The organism is Enterococcus sp. AZ163 (assembly GCF_050498925.1).
In the GTDB taxonomy this organism is placed as follows: domain Bacteria; phylum Bacillota; class Bacilli; order Lactobacillales; family Enterococcaceae; genus Enterococcus_A; species Enterococcus_A ferrettii.
Map to the genome: position 1 here is coordinate 1 of NZ_JBIPAO010000008.1, position 14228 is coordinate 14228.

A 14228-nucleotide genomic window follows, 5' to 3' on the forward strand; every position below is an offset into this window, starting at 1 on the left:
GCAGGAAAAACTTATGCAACAGTTGAAGACACTCGAAAGAGAAAATTCGGTTGAGGAGCTCATAACTCATCAAGCAATTAAATTAGAAAAAAAAGATCGTTCACGACGTAGGTATGCGGTCTACTTACTTACCTATAGAGATGGATCAGAATATCTTGTTTATGGGTCTTCCCAACAAACCGCCTGTAACATAGTAGGAAAATCAGAAAACAAGCTCTCTAAGGCACTTATAATAAACAAAGAGTATCTTAGTAGCTATTATTTGGAACGAGACAACGGAGCACTCACTCCCCTTAGTTTATACTTATCAGAACGGTCACGAAATAAGAGCTACCTTATTGCAGAGAAACAACAAACAAAAATTAAGGCTTCTGGCGTGTGCTTTAATGAGGCTCCGATCCAATTTTTCAAGTACTCTCCTGGTGCACTCAAACAGTTGGCCGTCTTTTGTGATCATTTACCTATCGTAAAAAACAAAAAGTTCAAATCAAATGGACGAGTTACTGTACAAACAAAACGTGGAGGCATCGGTTTAGGTTCCGGACAGCTATTAATAAAAATAGGACAGGAGATTTTCTTTACTATGGACAAAGAGGAGTTCGAACAAAATTTTGTTGTAGAAGAATCGCTGGTATGGGCTGAAAAATAGATAGTAAAAAGGTACTTAGTCCCTACTCTATCTCAAAGTTCGTTTTTTGGTGCAAGATCTGGCGTACTTGGGTGCACGTTCGTTCGGTTTTGGCGTGAACGTTCCCGGCTTCAGGAAGTACCACAGCTGCTATTGGCTGGATAAAACACGAACAATAACCCAAAAAAATTCACTAAAGAAATTGTAGTTAAGTAATGATATAATGAGTGAGACAGTAAAGTAAACAGTTTAAGACGGTGGCAAATCTATTCAGAAAAGAGGTGGTTCTTATGAACTTACTTCAAAAATCTGGAGAAAGGAGATGCCTTTTGTCTGCATATGAGACAATACAAGTGATTCTTGGCTTCGGTATGTTCACCATTGCCTTAATCAGCTTGATTGTCAAAATGCTAAGAAACGACAAAAAATAGCCGTCACTTTAGCAGGTCGACTATTTTTTGATTCAAAAAATTTAATTTTCTGCCACCGTCTTTAACGGTGCTGTCCAAAGGGAGGTTGTTAGCGCAACTTCCCTTTTCGTGTATATTATAACATATTACCCGGTAATACGAAAATAAATTACCATGGGACTAATAAGAAATTATAAAGATACTTCCCTATCCCAATATACTTGTAGATCACCAGTCCTAGATTAGCACATCAATGAGTATCTTCTAAATGATTAAGAGATACTTATTTTTGATAAAAGTATCTTTAATTCAAAACATAAACCCTATTTATCGGTATTTAACTTTGATTGTAAGATACTTTAATTTGAAAAAAAGATCTTTAAATCAGAGTTTATTAATCCTATTTTTTTGATAAAACTACAGAGAAATTATCTTTTTTTTTCTGAGCCGTTCAATACTTATATAAACGACGTATTGAAGCTTAGCTACACTGGAATATTGTACTAATCACCTGGACACAATTTCATTTAGATTGTACTTTGATTAAAAGATACTTCTTCTGTTGATTAAAGTATCATTAAATCACCTGACAATTATTTGATTGGAAACTATTACATTTTTTGATTTAAGCATCTTTTAATCATAGGGTAAATACTGATAAAACAGCAATAATCGTTGATTATAAGATACTTTAATTTGCTTTTGAATAAAGAATCTTTCAATCAAAAAGATTGGATTGATTGCGAGATACTTATTGCAATTTAACGATCCTATAGGTATACTGAATTAAAGATACTTAATCAATGGGAGGTACGAAATGAATAATAGTCATAGTATGTCAAAAAAGTATTCAGCAAGGGTTTTCTTAGTTGGAAATTTTAAAGGTGGTACAGGGAAATCAACAGCAGCTCAGATGCTTGGGTTTGTTAATGCTTATTATAGAAAAAGAAAGACGTTACTAATCGATTTGGACCCGCAGCATAACGCTTCTGACGTAATGCTATACACTGCAGAAAATATGGGGAATAACAAGTATTCTGATTTAGAAGAATTGCCAAAAACAATCTGGAATGTCTTGGTCGATGGATCATTAGATGGTGCAGTATTACCGTTGTTTGATAATTTTGATCTTATTGCGGGTGATATAGCAATGGCAGACTATAGTGATCTAATGTCCGCTCAATATCCAAATGATAAGTTAGCACAATTTAAGTACTTTGTTGATACGCTAAATCCATTAAGAGAACAATACGATGATATTTTTATTGATGTCCCGCCTTCACTGGGTACTGAAGTGAGAAGTGCAATGTATTTCGCGGATTATGTAGCAATCATGCTACAAACACAGCCTAAATCGCTAAGAGGAGCTGCTGATTACATTAGTTATATGGAGTTCTTCAGCGATCGGTACAATGCTCACCTGAAGGTTGCTGGAATTGTTCCGTTCATGCTTGATCAAAAAACGAGCACAGAAAATTATTCTTACAATCAAGCAAAAGAAATGTATGGTGACAATCTATTGAGTACTATTGTCTATCGAATGGCTCGCCTAATTCGATATGATGAAACTGGAATAACTATGGATCGTAAGAAAGATGGAGATTTAATGCTTGTTGATAAAACTCCACAGCAGCTGTTCTTAAATATTCTTGATGAGCTTAATGAACATGTCAGCTGGTTTGAGGAGGAATAATTATGGTAGAAAGACAATCTTCTTTGTTTCCGAGAAAGAGACGATCAAGTTCAAGTAATTTGCAGAAGACGAAAGAGTTCGCGGATCAATTAGAACGAAAAAAGCAAGAAACACAATCCAGTCCTGATGAAGAAAGTAAAACTTTACCAATAAAAAGTGTTGAAAGTTCAGAGTCAATTTCGAAGAAAAGAGATCGTGATGTAAAAGAAACGTCGACACTAAAAAATCCGAATAAGAGTCATAAAGGAGTTGCTGGAAGAAAAGCTGAATATTCTGACCCAAGGTTAAAAAAGGATAGAAATGCAAAAATTTCCTTATCGACTAAGGTAAGAATTGAAAGATTGATTTCTCGCAAATATGATGGTAAGACAGTAGGTGATATCATTGATATGGCCTTAGACAATCTAGTTTCAACTTTTGATAGGGATGATAGGGATTCATTATTTGAAGCGTATAAAGAAGACATGGAGCTATTAAAGCCAATCGTGATAGCAGAGAATGAAAAGTTGAAGGCTGCTGGTAAAAGATTTATAGAGTTAACAGATGAGGTTGATAAAGACACCCTAAAGGAGCAGAAGAATACTTGGGTTAATAGCAAGTTTGATTAGAGTATCTTTAAACCAATCGAATAAGATAGATAAAAGTATCCCGGAATCAAAATAATCATTGATTCCGGGATACTTTTTTGGTGAATACTAGATACTTTAATCAAGCAGAATCTGTTTTGTAGCTTTAAAAAAAACTTGATTAAGAGATACTTTAATTGAGATTAATTTTGAATTAAGTATCTCACAATCAATGATAGATAAAATTAAAGTATCTTTTAATCAACTTAGAGATTTTGAATAAAAGATATTAAATCAAAGTTTGTATAAAAAGCTTTGATTTAAGCAATTGTGTCGTGGTATGATTCCATTGAAATCTGATAGGTTGAAAAAAAATATAAAAAAAGACGAGACAAGTTTTTGATTGGTAGGTCAAAAATGCACATCGTCTAAAAGTGTTCTTCTCTCTTTTTTTGAGGAAAGAAAAGTGATTGGTAGTCACTTTTTGCTATATATCAGTCAAAAATATTATAGCTTTTTCTGAAAAAAAAATCAACAGAGTAAGGCTTGTTTGAGTGCGCTAATAAAGGGATTTAGCATGAAAATGGGCTCTGAAAATAGATTCGAGAGAACACTAATATTTAGTGTTCTCTTTTTTTGATGACTGGAGGCGTTCTTTTGGAACTGTCAAATATTTACGCAGAAATTTTACAAAGTGGTTTGAGAACTTATAAATATAAAAATAGCAAGATTAAGCCGGCTGGTGCAGCTGAAGGGAACAAAGGGGCTATTTTTGGTTACCGTTCTAAGGAGCATATGATTCAAGGGAGAGGCCTTGTCATTACTTCTAAAGAAGCAGCAATAGAGAATGGGGATCAACTTACTCATTGGACACCAAACGTGTATAGATTTGGAACATATGCTGACAAAAGCCGCCAGTTTACGAAAGGGCATAGTGAAGGAAATCTGCGTCAAATCAATACTTTTGTTGTTGATATTGACGTTACCGGTGAAAAATTTAATCATGGTGAGATTGTACTTGCAGCCTTTGATCGTATTGGTTTGTTACCAACGTTGATTGTAGATACACCTGGAGGATACCAGGCTTATTTTGCCTTAGAAAAAGCTGTCTATGTTACTAAGAAAAGTAACTTCAAAGTGATCGATGTGGCAAAGCGGATCTCCGAGAATATTCGCAAAGAACTTGCTAAAGAATTACCAGGAGTGGACCTGGGTTGCAATCATTTTGGTATTGCGCGAATTCCACGTAGCGACAACGTTCTTTTCTTTGAGGAATCTTACCGGTATTCTTTCCAAGAGTGGATCTCTTGGTCTATGAAAAAATCTGGAGATAAGCCAGGAGTGGTGATCCCGTTCCCAACTGCTAAAAAAAATGAGATACGTCAGGTTGATGAAAAGTGGTTTGACTTGCTGCTGCATTCTGAAAAATTAAAAGGATCAAAAGGCTTATTGGGTCGAAACAATGCTGTTTTTACCCTTTCTTTAGCATACTATTCTTCAGGATATGATAAAGCCACTTGTGAGTACAACATGATCATGCTGAATGAACGCTTCAGCAATCCTTTGAGAGAATCAGAGATCCTGCGAATCGTGAAAAGCGCCTACTCAGGAGAGTACCAGGCAGCTTCAAAAGATTTTGTCCGGGAGCTTTGCCATGCTTGGGTTTCACCAGATTTGACAGATGATCAGCTATTTAGTAACAAAGCCGGTTGGTGGAAATTCAAAAAGGATCGAAAGGATCGAGTGAAAAGTCACTCAAAAGAATGGCAGCAAGATATTCTCCATTACCTAAACGAGCAAAGTTATACCTATAAGCCATTTGTTTACTCTACAAAGAAAGAGATTCGTGAAGAAATTGGCGTGCCGGAGAGAAGTTTTGATGCTGCACTGAAAAAGCTGAAAGAGATTAACCAGGTGTTTTATCGAGTTACGCGCGGCCGCGGCGGCGGAATCATGATAGCTTCAGTTAGAGCGTTGATGCGAACAATCATCTTAACCAAAAAAGAAGTCCGCGAGGCTTATTTTCAAGCGATTAGGGAAGCTTTTGGTGTGGCCGGTACATTAGTTCAAGAGATTTTTGAACAGCTATTACCGATGGGAAATGGATACATTCAAATTGAATTGCTGAAGGCGGTTCCTGGCTGAAAATAAAACCCGCAAACTGCCTATACAATATATCTATGATACTGCTTTGTCTTTCCGTGGTGTTGTGAATACTAAGTAATTTGGAAGTCCTTTGATTGCATTCGCGATATTTATAAGGCGTTTGTTGCTGTCTGCTCTTAACCTTTATTCTTTTTAGTTTCTTTATTGTTGATTGATAGAGCTTGCTGCATTAGCAGCTTCTTGGGTTTTTGGATTAAATGAAACTAGCTTATTTTAGCTGGGCCTTAGCCCAATGTTGATTCTAAATTTCATCTTTGAACGTTTTTTGCGAACATATGTTTGCATTCGGTTAAAAATCTGTTATAATTTTATGTGAGATTAAGACGTTAATTTCATTTTGAGTTAATCGCCATGGCTAATTCCCCAGCAAGAGATGACTTATTTTGCCAGTAAGATGCTAATTTGTTTAGTGAAATCTCTATCCAGTATTGATAAAAAAGATTGCTAAAATAAATAACGATAGTTTTGTTTGGTTAAATACTTTTGTTTTTGGGAATAATTGTTTAAACATTCTAAAAATGATTGGTGAGAGGAGACTGGATATTTTATAAAAAAACAAAAAAATGAGTTGTAAGGTTTGAAGAACGGTGAGGAGTGAAGTTTGAGCGGTTTGTTTCTCAGAGGAATCACAGAAATATTGCTTGACTTATCAGCAATAAAAGGATTAGACTGAAAGCGAATTGATTCTTGCTCCTCAAGCAAGATACCAAAGTGTTTGAAAAAAATAACCAAAGGCTCAGCTGATCTCAGGAGTTTCTCAGGCTCCGTCATAGACCAGCTGCAGGCAGTAAGTGGAGCTTACTGCGTTAACCTTCGGGTCATGGATTTCTCCAGACATTCGTCATTATATCAAATATGGATCGGTATTGTTAGGATTTTCATCGAAAAAGGAGAATAAGTTTTCTCGAAATTCCTAATAGTGTCAGTCAAATTAATATAATGATCAAGTGGAACTTGGGGAAATGATACACATGATCTGATAAAGGGAAACGTAGTGTAGACTGCGTTTCCCTTTTTTTGTTGTTTTTCGAGCAGGAATCAATTCTTTAAGTTTTTTTTATTCACATCACATATAAACGCGTAAGGGAGTGAAAGTATGTCGAAAGGTATTGTTGTTAAGGTAACGGACCTAGAGAAAAAACGATGTAGGGTCCAGTGTTTCAATAAACACACATGGAATATTCGCCAGGGTGTGGCATATAGAGTAGTTCCTACCGGGAACCTGGGAGAAGAAGTTGAGCTCTATGAGGTACCAGTTAGTAAGATCTTTAACCAAATAAAATTTATTTGGTTTAGAGGAGATTTGGTAGCCAGATGGAACGGTGAAGTAGTTGTAACGATGGGTGATAATAAATTTGTAAAAATTAGAAGCAAAAATAGCGACAAAATCCAATCTGAACTGAATAAGCAGGCTTTCAGAGATGCAGTACAGTATGAAAGACGTAAAAAGATGTTGGATCAAGCGAGAAAGATCTATTCTAAACTGGATAGGCAAGAGTTCCAATGTTGGGTTTTTGGTATTCGAGATTTTTGGTATACGAAGAAAGATACTTGAATGCCAGGGTTGATTTGACTTCATTTTAAAATAAAAAAGGGGGAGTGAGACGATGATTATAAAAATTGTGATTTTCTTTGTTGGTTTTTACATTGGAGCAGTGATCATGTCGGTTCTGGCTATGGGGAAAATATCAGAACTTTATCGCCGCCTAGAAAAATGAGCGTACGAGCTTAAACACCTTTTGTTTGCTAGGCTTTCAAAACAGGAACTAGCAAAGATTTTCTAACACAAAGAATCTGGATTTATACTCGCTGTGGTTGTTGATAACGAACACGACAGACAGTATATATTCGGAGGATAATTGAATATAAAACTAGCTAGACTTACTCCAAGCTAATCATCAGCAGCTACTAAAGGGCTTGGAGGAATACCTGCAATCAGCAAAATGTTGAATAGGTGTGCTGCTACTATCAGAGAGAGAATTGCCAAGATCTGTAAGAGTTTTACAGGGAGCGATTAACCATACTCAAAGGTTATCTTGTGAAAATAACCTTGTTTCTCAAAGTTTGGACGTAAATGGATGCTTAAACGTCTGAGGTTACTGTTAACTCAGTGACTATCACATTGTCTATGCAAAGCTAGTAAACAAAAGGTGTTTAGGAGTATATAACGTTTCATCGAGTGAGAGGATGATTTTGAAATAGAGGGAGAAAAATGATGCCAGAAGAAAAAAAGGTTACGATTCGTTTGTTGGTCGTGTTGTTGGTCGCAAGTATTGTCATGTTAATTGTCTCATGGATCAATCAGGTCGGTATCGGGATTTGTATCCTGTGTATCATTTTGAACCTGGCTGGTATGGTCTTAATTACTTTCGATCGGGAGGAGGAAGCCAACGTTGGAAAAGTTAGAACCACTTACACTAGACGATCTGACACTAAATAAGTATTGCAGATTGCAAGGAAAAGGGTACACCACCCAAGAGATCTATCAAGCTTTATTAGAAGGATCGAAAAACGAAAAGAAGTCTGTCATAAAAGCAGAATTTCTTTACTGGCGGAAAGCTCATGGTTTTTCGTCAGCAAAGAAAAGATAAATAAGATTCAAAAAAAGAATGGAGGCAACCGATGCAAGAGAAAAAAACAATCACACTTCCAATTGGGAAGACAGTTAATCCGGTTTTTGATGGGCAAAACAACCTGTCTTTTCTGAAAGTCTCTCCCAATATGACGGCCTCGTTGATCGATAATAACGTAGTGGATGAGCAATCAATTTTAGAAGTGGCAGAAGTGATCTTGTTATCAAAGTTTCGGATGAAAACAATCATTCCGATTCAGTCTGTACGTATAATCTCGAGTGGTACGTACTGTCTATATGTGAAAAATGGTGTGAAAATTAATCGGGGCAGAATTGTTCAGCCACGAGGCAGGCAAAAAAGAGGCGGATAAGTGAACTGGTCTTTTGTTGGTGGGTCCATTTCCACTAACCACCAGAAGAACGGAGTATTAATGTGTTAAAAAAGTAAGTATCAAGAATATTAAAAATAGAGGCACACCTAATTTTATTCCAACAGCACTGATTTTATTTCCAAGTGCTCGTTCTGATCTATGTGCAGAATCGTTTCTATATTTTTTTAACTTATAGGTTGTCCGCGCTAAAAAAAGCCCATGATTATAACGAAGTAATAGGGATATGAACAAAACTAATCCCAGTATAACTAACATATGTAGAGAAAATTTATGAATAGCATACATTGGAATGAGACCTCCTGAAAAGTTATTAAGTAAATTATATCGCACAGATGGGGAGACATTCCAATGTTTTAGCAAATTTCCATTAACTCAGCAAATGGAGGAAACAGTCCACAAATGGGCTTTAGAAGGTCTTTTTAAAGGAGATGAATGGTCTTGTCAAAAAGACTACTGACGTACAAGAATGATGTTCGAGAAAATTTGATAGGTTATGAGGACGAGAAAAATCTTATCATGAATCCCTCAGCCCAGTTGGAATGGAGCCTAATAGCTAAGTTTGAAAAAAAGAAAGGTATTAAGATCGAAAATTTAACTGACGATAACGAATTTTTTGTTGGAAACAGAAAGAACTCGAAAAAAGAACAATCCCTGTTTATAAGAAGATAATTGCTTTTTTACTCAGAAAGTAAGCTAGCGGAGGAAATCGAATAGATTTTATGTCCGCACATGACCGATTGTACTGACAAGGAAGATACAGCAGATAAAAGCTCCATATCATGGGGCTATCAATGAGGTTTTCAATAAAATGTTAAAAAAAAATAGCACAAAAATCGTACTATCACAGGTTAGCTATTTATTTGCAACTTTTCTCCAACCAACTTCAAGTAGGACTACTCTTATGAATAAATAAATAAAAAAGAGAAATAGAATTAATTGAATTGGGATGTTGATCTTTATAATCAAAGTCAAAAGGAACAATATCAAAGAGCTAATTCCAACGGTTAACCATGTTTTACCAAAAAATTTGTTCGAATACCGGAGGTATTTTTGCTTATCTACTTTACGAAATAAATATGTAATATCGTTCCATGGAGTATTGGGCGTAAACATTGAGATACTACCAAAGAAACCAATAATACAAAGACCAAGTAGTAAATACTGAAATTCTTTCATATTAAATCACTCCTGTCTATTTTACATTATATTAGCATTAACAACTAAAATTAAAAAGATAGATTCTAGCGAATACTATCATAAGGATGGATACCAATATAGAAATGACTAAAAACTTATAATCAGAAAAAAGCAAATAAAAAAGTTTCCGCTAACGGTAGAAAGTATGGACTAGAAACTCCTGTAAATGGGGCAATTCAGTAGAAAAACGGAGCTAATTCAGTTAGCCCCGTTTGTAAAAAATATTCTACTTGTTCTTCCAATTTATTCGGATATCTGCTCTCTTAAACTGAACAATAGTATTGATCCATCCAAGGCCAGTTACAAAAGCAAACATTAAGAAGCTTGAATCCTCCATAGCATTTTTCGAAAAAGAGAAGATTACTCCTACTGTATTTAGCATTAGCACGCTAAAAAGTACAACAAATATTGTTTAAAACTGTTTTAACAACTTTTTCTCGTCTGACAACTATACTCCTCCTTTATTTATCATTATTATAACTATTCAGTTAAGTATAGGACATTAAGCAGTTGGATTCAATCGAATAAAAATATAAAAGTTCCAGTAACGACCGATGAAGTAGAAAGGAAAAAAGACATGCAGAATCTAATTGAAGATTTTAACAGGAACGGACGTCATATAGAGATTAATACAATTGATCAAATTTCCAACGGCTACGAGGATTTAGTAAAAAGAGGGATTTATCCAAAGTATATTTATACTTTTCTATTGATAAGCGATGATGGAAACCCATTGGATGCTATTTCTGTTAATGATTTTAGTGAAAATTCTATTCAAGACGTTAGAACGAGCTTTAGAAAAGCAATTGAAAAGTTTTCTTAACAAGACCGAAAGAAGATATAGAAAAAACCATCTACAATTAGTAAATGGTTTAAAAATCATGATTATTGAATTAGAGATGTATTGTAAGCTTCAAAAGGGATTATTGTTTTTATTTGGCGTTAAGTATTGAAGTGATATCATACAAATACCAAAAACGGCTGAACTAAGTATTAATGAAAATAGTGTATTTAATAAGTGACCGTTAACTAGAGCTTGGGGATTCCCTAAGGTGTTTATAGTTACAATAATCAAACTAGAAGCTAACAATGCACTTTTTATGGACTTGATGTACCCTTTTTCCAAAAAGTATTGCATCAATCCACTAACACCAGTTGCTAAGAATAAAATATATAAAACGTCCATGTAAAACACTCCTCTGTCTTTGATAATCTGATCATAGCATTGGGACTAAAAATGTGATACTTACAGCCTGCACACTCAACTTACAATATTGTAAGTTGAGAAATTATTTGACGCTCAAGAGTGGAAATTTGGGAAATAGGTTCCACTAGCGAAAGATTTTGCGGAATAAAAAAACTCATTATGAAAATAATGAGTTACTGAAATTAGTTCAATTTTTTGAAAGTAATCAGTGTAGCACCTTTAACTTGGAAAGAAGATGACATATATGAATAAGTTACTAATTCCCAACCTTCTTTAGCGCGCTCATTGATAAGATTGTCTAACTCAATTAAGTCGCTTGCTTCTGCTTTATCCGTAGCAAATTTAGTTTTTGTGTACAATATTTCAGATTTATAAGTGTACATGTAATCCCTACTTTCTTTCTTATTAATTATCGATTATACACTACAAAGTAAAAGAAAGATAAGAAAAAAATGATATTAGAAACAACAAACCAATTAGATAAAGTCGGTAAACGACCGATTGTATGTAAAGGAGAGGCATTGCCATGAACAACTCTCCTTATCTAACGTATTTACAAGGACTCAAATGAGTGGAAGAAGGCATTCTCTAATCTTCAATTGATTGATCAAGTACAAGTTGAATGTCATTTTTCATTCCGGGGTGTCTTTCGTATTCTGATTCAAGTCCTAATTTGACTAATTCCTGTATTGCTCTAGATCTTGATGAATACTTTTTTACTTGTTTGTAGGCGTCAATTTCTTTAGTAAGATCTTTTGGAGTTGTAATAGGTACACGGTCAGTTTTATTTCGATTAATAGACATAGTAAATCCTCCTTTATGAACATTATAAAGTGACGTCACTTTGCTTGCAATAGCTTTCTGAATATGTTACATTACTTTTATGAAGTGACGCTACTTTTGTTTTGACTAAAGATCCTTGTGGATCAGTAGGAAAGAAATCAGAATCGACCTAAATTTGGTCATAACGGAGAAGGATTATTTTTTTGGTTAAGGTATAATGTACGTATGATTGTTTTAAAGGTTATTAAAAATTTAAGGAGGAGAATTAAGATGAAAAAGATTTTATTGAAGGTATCGTTGTTAGTTGGTTTAGGATTAGGAGCATTTGCAGTAGGGAGTGAAGCTGCTGACGCAGCAACCTTGTACCGTGCATACAATCCGAACACTGGGGAACATCTATATACAGCAAATGGGAACGAAATTCCATTTGTGGTTAATGCAGGTTGGAGAGCTGAAGGAAATGCATGGGAAGTGCCTGCCAAAGGGACTCCAGTCTATCGAGTATTTAACCCAAATAACGGGGGAGATCATCATTATACTTTGAACAGAAATGAAGTAACAAACCTAACCAATCAAGGCTGGCGAGATGAAGGAATTGCATGGCAATCAGGCGGTTCCACACCAGTTCACAGACTGTATAACCCTAACGCTAAGACCGGAACACATCACTTTACAACTGATGTGAACGAGAAAAACAACTTAGTGAGTGCTGGCTGGAAATATGAAGGTGTTGCAATGTATAGTGGAGGAGATCAGGGCACAACGAATCCTACTAATCCAACAAAACCTGTGGAGCCAAAGTTAGTTTGGACAGTTTGGTTGGAAATTGATAATGGAAATGACCAATCATACGTTATAAAAGAGGGTTCAAAGATTTTTGGTAGCGAAACAGAAGCAACAAATTGGATTGATAATTACGCGGATAATTTACCTTTTGGGGTATCTGCTTCTAATTATGGAGTAAAACAAATATTTAAGTAGTCCGAAGCACTTAGAATTTTTCTAAGTGCTTTTTTTAATTTAAAAATTTCACCAATATCTGGTGTTAAAATAAATAGCTATGAATGAAGGAGGATAGAGTTCCACATGAATAATCGTTTAAGACAACTATTTAGTTGTCTTTTTATTTTATCCAAAGGAGGAAAAAAGATTGCAGACTCAATTTATTAAAAGCAAACTTAATTTCTTTTCGGTAGGCTTGATCTTCTTAGTATCAATTATTTCTGTATTATCGGGAGGTATACTAAAAGCAAGTGCTTCAGAAGTTAAGTTTGAACCAAAAGTACAGGAAACTAGTAGCGGAAGAGTATTTTATGATACCGCAAACTTATATACAATGAGAGGTACAAGGAACGGTGCACCCTGGTCAGATGTTACAGCCAGTCTAGCGGTTCAATATCCTGACGGCCACAATGATATGGTGTTCTGTAAGCAACCAGGAGTACCATTAACAGGTGGTATGTGGACCGATGGATATACAGGAGTCGAGTCAGATAATGTGTCTAGGAGAGCCCAAATAGCTTCATGCATCTGGCAATATGTCTTTCCCAACAAAACTCAACATGAAGAAATTACTGCGCGAGCAGTATTTTGGAATAACTTACCAGAATATAATTTGGATATTACATCAATAGATCAAATTCCAGAGTATCCTCAGTTGAGAGCTAAGCTTGATAAAGCGATTGATGACTATGAGAAGAAACCGTCATTTCATCAACAGACAATTAAGTTAACCTATGGTCAAACCACGAGGTTAGATGCCGGAACAACAGATCTAAACCTTTTTGATAACGTATATGCTAATACAGCAAATGTGGATTTTAAGGTATCGAATGATGGAACATACGCAAATGTAACACCAACAGATATGAATGCTAGTTCAGGGATCTATCGTGCTAAAAGAAGCTACATGGAAGGTACGCCGATCGTTTGGACAAAACCAGGATCTCAAACAGTAGTAACTCCGAGGATAAAAGATCCTAACCACTATGAAGTACAATTCGAGATCGATACAAAAGGAGATATCGAAATCGGCAAAGTAGACAAAGATTCGAATGCTTATTTAGCGGATACTAAATTTAAAGTTGAATTTAGTGGAGAAAATGCACCAGCTACAAAAACAGTCACTACCGGCAGTAATGGGAAAGTTAAAGTTACAGGTATTCCAAACGGTGTGAAATACAAAGTAACTGAAATTGGCGTACCCAAACCCTATGTTCTAGCTTCGGCTATCGGAGAAAGTGATACCTATGAAGGCGTTGTAAAAGCAGGTGGAACGTCCGTCGTAACAGCACGAAACGTCAAAGCTACAGGACAAATCGTCATTGAAAAATCTGGTGTAGAAAGTGGAAAGGAAACTTGGAACGAAAATTACTCACGTGCAGGAAATGTGTTTGAAATTCGTGAGAAGGACAAAGATGGGAAGGTAGTCGAAACAATCACGTCGAATGACCAAGGGGTTGCGACTTCTAGTAATAAGTTGCCATTAGGAACCTATTACGTTTCTGAGAAAACGGCGGCCATCGGATTTGCGAATACGTTTAAGCCGGTCACTGTGAAAGTCGAATACAAGGATCAAAAAACTGCTGTCGTTCGTGTGGATGACAAAGGGACG

The 14228-nt window shown here is 35.6% G+C and carries 15 protein-coding genes; 12 read left to right on the forward strand and 3 right to left on the reverse strand.

The annotated features are described in order from the left end of the window. The 10 genes from IGI46_RS25600 to IGI46_RS25645 all read left to right on the forward strand — a co-directional run. Positions 1 to 649 (forward strand): hypothetical protein (locus IGI46_RS25600; protein ID WP_429974605.1); only part of this gene is annotated, 649 nt, incomplete at its 5' end. 269 nt (positions 650 to 918) lie between these two features. Next, positions 919 to 1059 (forward strand): type I toxin-antitoxin system toxin PepG1, encoded by a 141-nt coding sequence (gene pepG1 / locus IGI46_RS25605; protein ID WP_429974606.1) that lies wholly within the window; start codon positions 919 to 921, stop codon positions 1057 to 1059. A 796-nt stretch (positions 1060 to 1855) separates the two neighbouring features. Then, positions 1856 to 2731, forward strand: a complete 876-nt coding sequence (locus IGI46_RS25610) for a ParA family protein (RefSeq protein WP_429974607.1) — start codon at positions 1856 to 1858, stop codon at positions 2729 to 2731. 2 nt (positions 2732 to 2733) lie between these two features. After that, the gene (locus IGI46_RS25615; protein WP_429974608.1) at positions 2734 to 3339 is read left to right on the forward strand and encodes a hypothetical protein; all 606 of its coding nucleotides are present in this window, start codon (positions 2734 to 2736) and stop codon (positions 3337 to 3339) included. A 597-nt stretch (positions 3340 to 3936) separates the two neighbouring features. Further along, positions 3937 to 5442 carry a primase C-terminal domain-containing protein gene (locus tag IGI46_RS25620; protein WP_429974609.1) on the forward strand — a complete coding sequence of 502 codons (1506 nt, stop codon included), beginning with the start codon at positions 3937 to 3939 and terminating at the stop codon, positions 5440 to 5442. Positions 5443 to 6559: 1117 nt separating this feature from the next. Then, positions 6560 to 7018 (forward strand): hypothetical protein, encoded by a 459-nt coding sequence (locus IGI46_RS25625; protein WP_429974610.1) that lies wholly within the window; start codon positions 6560 to 6562, stop codon positions 7016 to 7018. A gap of 660 nt (positions 7019 to 7678) precedes the next feature. Then, positions 7679 to 7903, forward strand: a complete 225-nt coding sequence (locus tag IGI46_RS25630) for a hypothetical protein (protein ID WP_429974611.1) — start codon at positions 7679 to 7681, stop codon at positions 7901 to 7903. 182 nt (positions 7904 to 8085) lie between these two features. Further along, a complete protein-coding gene (locus tag IGI46_RS25635) occupies positions 8086 to 8406 on the forward strand; it encodes a hypothetical protein (protein ID WP_429974612.1) in 321 nt (106 codons plus the stop codon). Positions 8407 to 8865: 459 nt separating this feature from the next. Further along, positions 8866 to 9096: a hypothetical protein gene (locus IGI46_RS25640; protein ID WP_429974613.1), complete on the forward strand. Its 231-nt coding sequence runs from the start codon at positions 8866 to 8868 to the stop codon at positions 9094 to 9096. A gap of 1105 nt (positions 9097 to 10201) precedes the next feature. Continuing rightward, a complete protein-coding gene (locus IGI46_RS25645) occupies positions 10202 to 10447 on the forward strand; it encodes a hypothetical protein (protein ID WP_429974614.1) in 246 nt (81 codons plus the stop codon). Between the two features lie 90 nt (positions 10448 to 10537). Here IGI46_RS25645 and IGI46_RS25650 read toward each other — a convergent pair whose 3' ends face one another. The 3 genes from IGI46_RS25650 to IGI46_RS25660 all read right to left on the reverse strand — a co-directional run bounded on the left by IGI46_RS25650 (position 10538) and on the right by IGI46_RS25660 (position 11635). Further along, on the reverse strand, positions 10538 to 10810 hold the full coding sequence (locus IGI46_RS25650) for a hypothetical protein (RefSeq protein WP_429974615.1): 273 nt from the start codon (positions 10808 to 10810) through the stop codon (positions 10538 to 10540). 203 nt (positions 10811 to 11013) lie between these two features. Further along, the gene (locus tag IGI46_RS25655; RefSeq protein ID WP_429974616.1) at positions 11014 to 11214 is read right to left on the reverse strand and encodes a DUF4177 domain-containing protein; all 201 of its coding nucleotides are present in this window, start codon (positions 11212 to 11214) and stop codon (positions 11014 to 11016) included. Between the two features lie 205 nt (positions 11215 to 11419). After that, positions 11420 to 11635, reverse strand: coding sequence for a CopG family ribbon-helix-helix protein (locus tag IGI46_RS25660; protein WP_429974617.1), 216 nt, complete (start codon positions 11633 to 11635; stop codon positions 11420 to 11422). A gap of 249 nt (positions 11636 to 11884) precedes the next feature. On the opposite strand from IGI46_RS25660, the gene IGI46_RS25665 reads away from it, so the two are divergent. Both IGI46_RS25665 and IGI46_RS25670 read left to right on the forward strand, forming a co-directional pair. Then, positions 11885 to 12595 carry a hypothetical protein gene (locus IGI46_RS25665; protein WP_429974618.1) on the forward strand — a complete coding sequence of 237 codons (711 nt, stop codon included), beginning with the start codon at positions 11885 to 11887 and terminating at the stop codon, positions 12593 to 12595. A gap of 169 nt (positions 12596 to 12764) precedes the next feature. Next, on the forward strand, positions 12765 to 14228 hold a 1464-nt coding region (locus tag IGI46_RS25670), incomplete at its 3' end, for an MSCRAMM family protein (RefSeq protein ID WP_429974619.1).

Coding starts and splice junctions, on each gene's coding strand:
- IGI46_RS25620 (WP_429974609.1), top strand. CDS start 3,937: ATGACTGGAGGCGTTCTTTTGGAACTGTCAAATATTTACGCAGAAATT.
- IGI46_RS25655 (WP_429974616.1), bottom strand. CDS start 11,214: ATGTACACTTATAAATCTGAAATATTGTACACAAAAACTAAATTTGCT.
- IGI46_RS25615 (WP_429974608.1), top strand. CDS start 2,734: ATGGTAGAAAGACAATCTTCTTTGTTTCCGAGAAAGAGACGATCAAGT.
- IGI46_RS25630 (WP_429974611.1), top strand. CDS start 7,679: ATGCCAGAAGAAAAAAAGGTTACGATTCGTTTGTTGGTCGTGTTGTTG.
- IGI46_RS25660 (WP_429974617.1), bottom strand. CDS start 11,635: ATGTCTATTAATCGAAATAAAACTGACCGTGTACCTATTACAACTCCA.
- IGI46_RS25625 (WP_429974610.1), top strand. CDS start 6,560: ATGTCGAAAGGTATTGTTGTTAAGGTAACGGACCTAGAGAAAAAACGA.
- IGI46_RS25665 (WP_429974618.1), top strand. CDS start 11,885: ATGAAAAAGATTTTATTGAAGGTATCGTTGTTAGTTGGTTTAGGATTA.
- IGI46_RS25645 (WP_429974614.1), top strand. CDS start 10,202: ATGCAGAATCTAATTGAAGATTTTAACAGGAACGGACGTCATATAGAG.
- IGI46_RS25610 (WP_429974607.1), top strand. CDS start 1,856: ATGAATAATAGTCATAGTATGTCAAAAAAGTATTCAGCAAGGGTTTTC.
- pepG1 (WP_429974606.1), top strand. CDS start 919: ATGAACTTACTTCAAAAATCTGGAGAAAGGAGATGCCTTTTGTCTGCA.
- IGI46_RS25650 (WP_429974615.1), bottom strand. CDS start 10,810: ATGGACGTTTTATATATTTTATTCTTAGCAACTGGTGTTAGTGGATTG.
- IGI46_RS25635 (WP_429974612.1), top strand. CDS start 8,086: ATGCAAGAGAAAAAAACAATCACACTTCCAATTGGGAAGACAGTTAAT.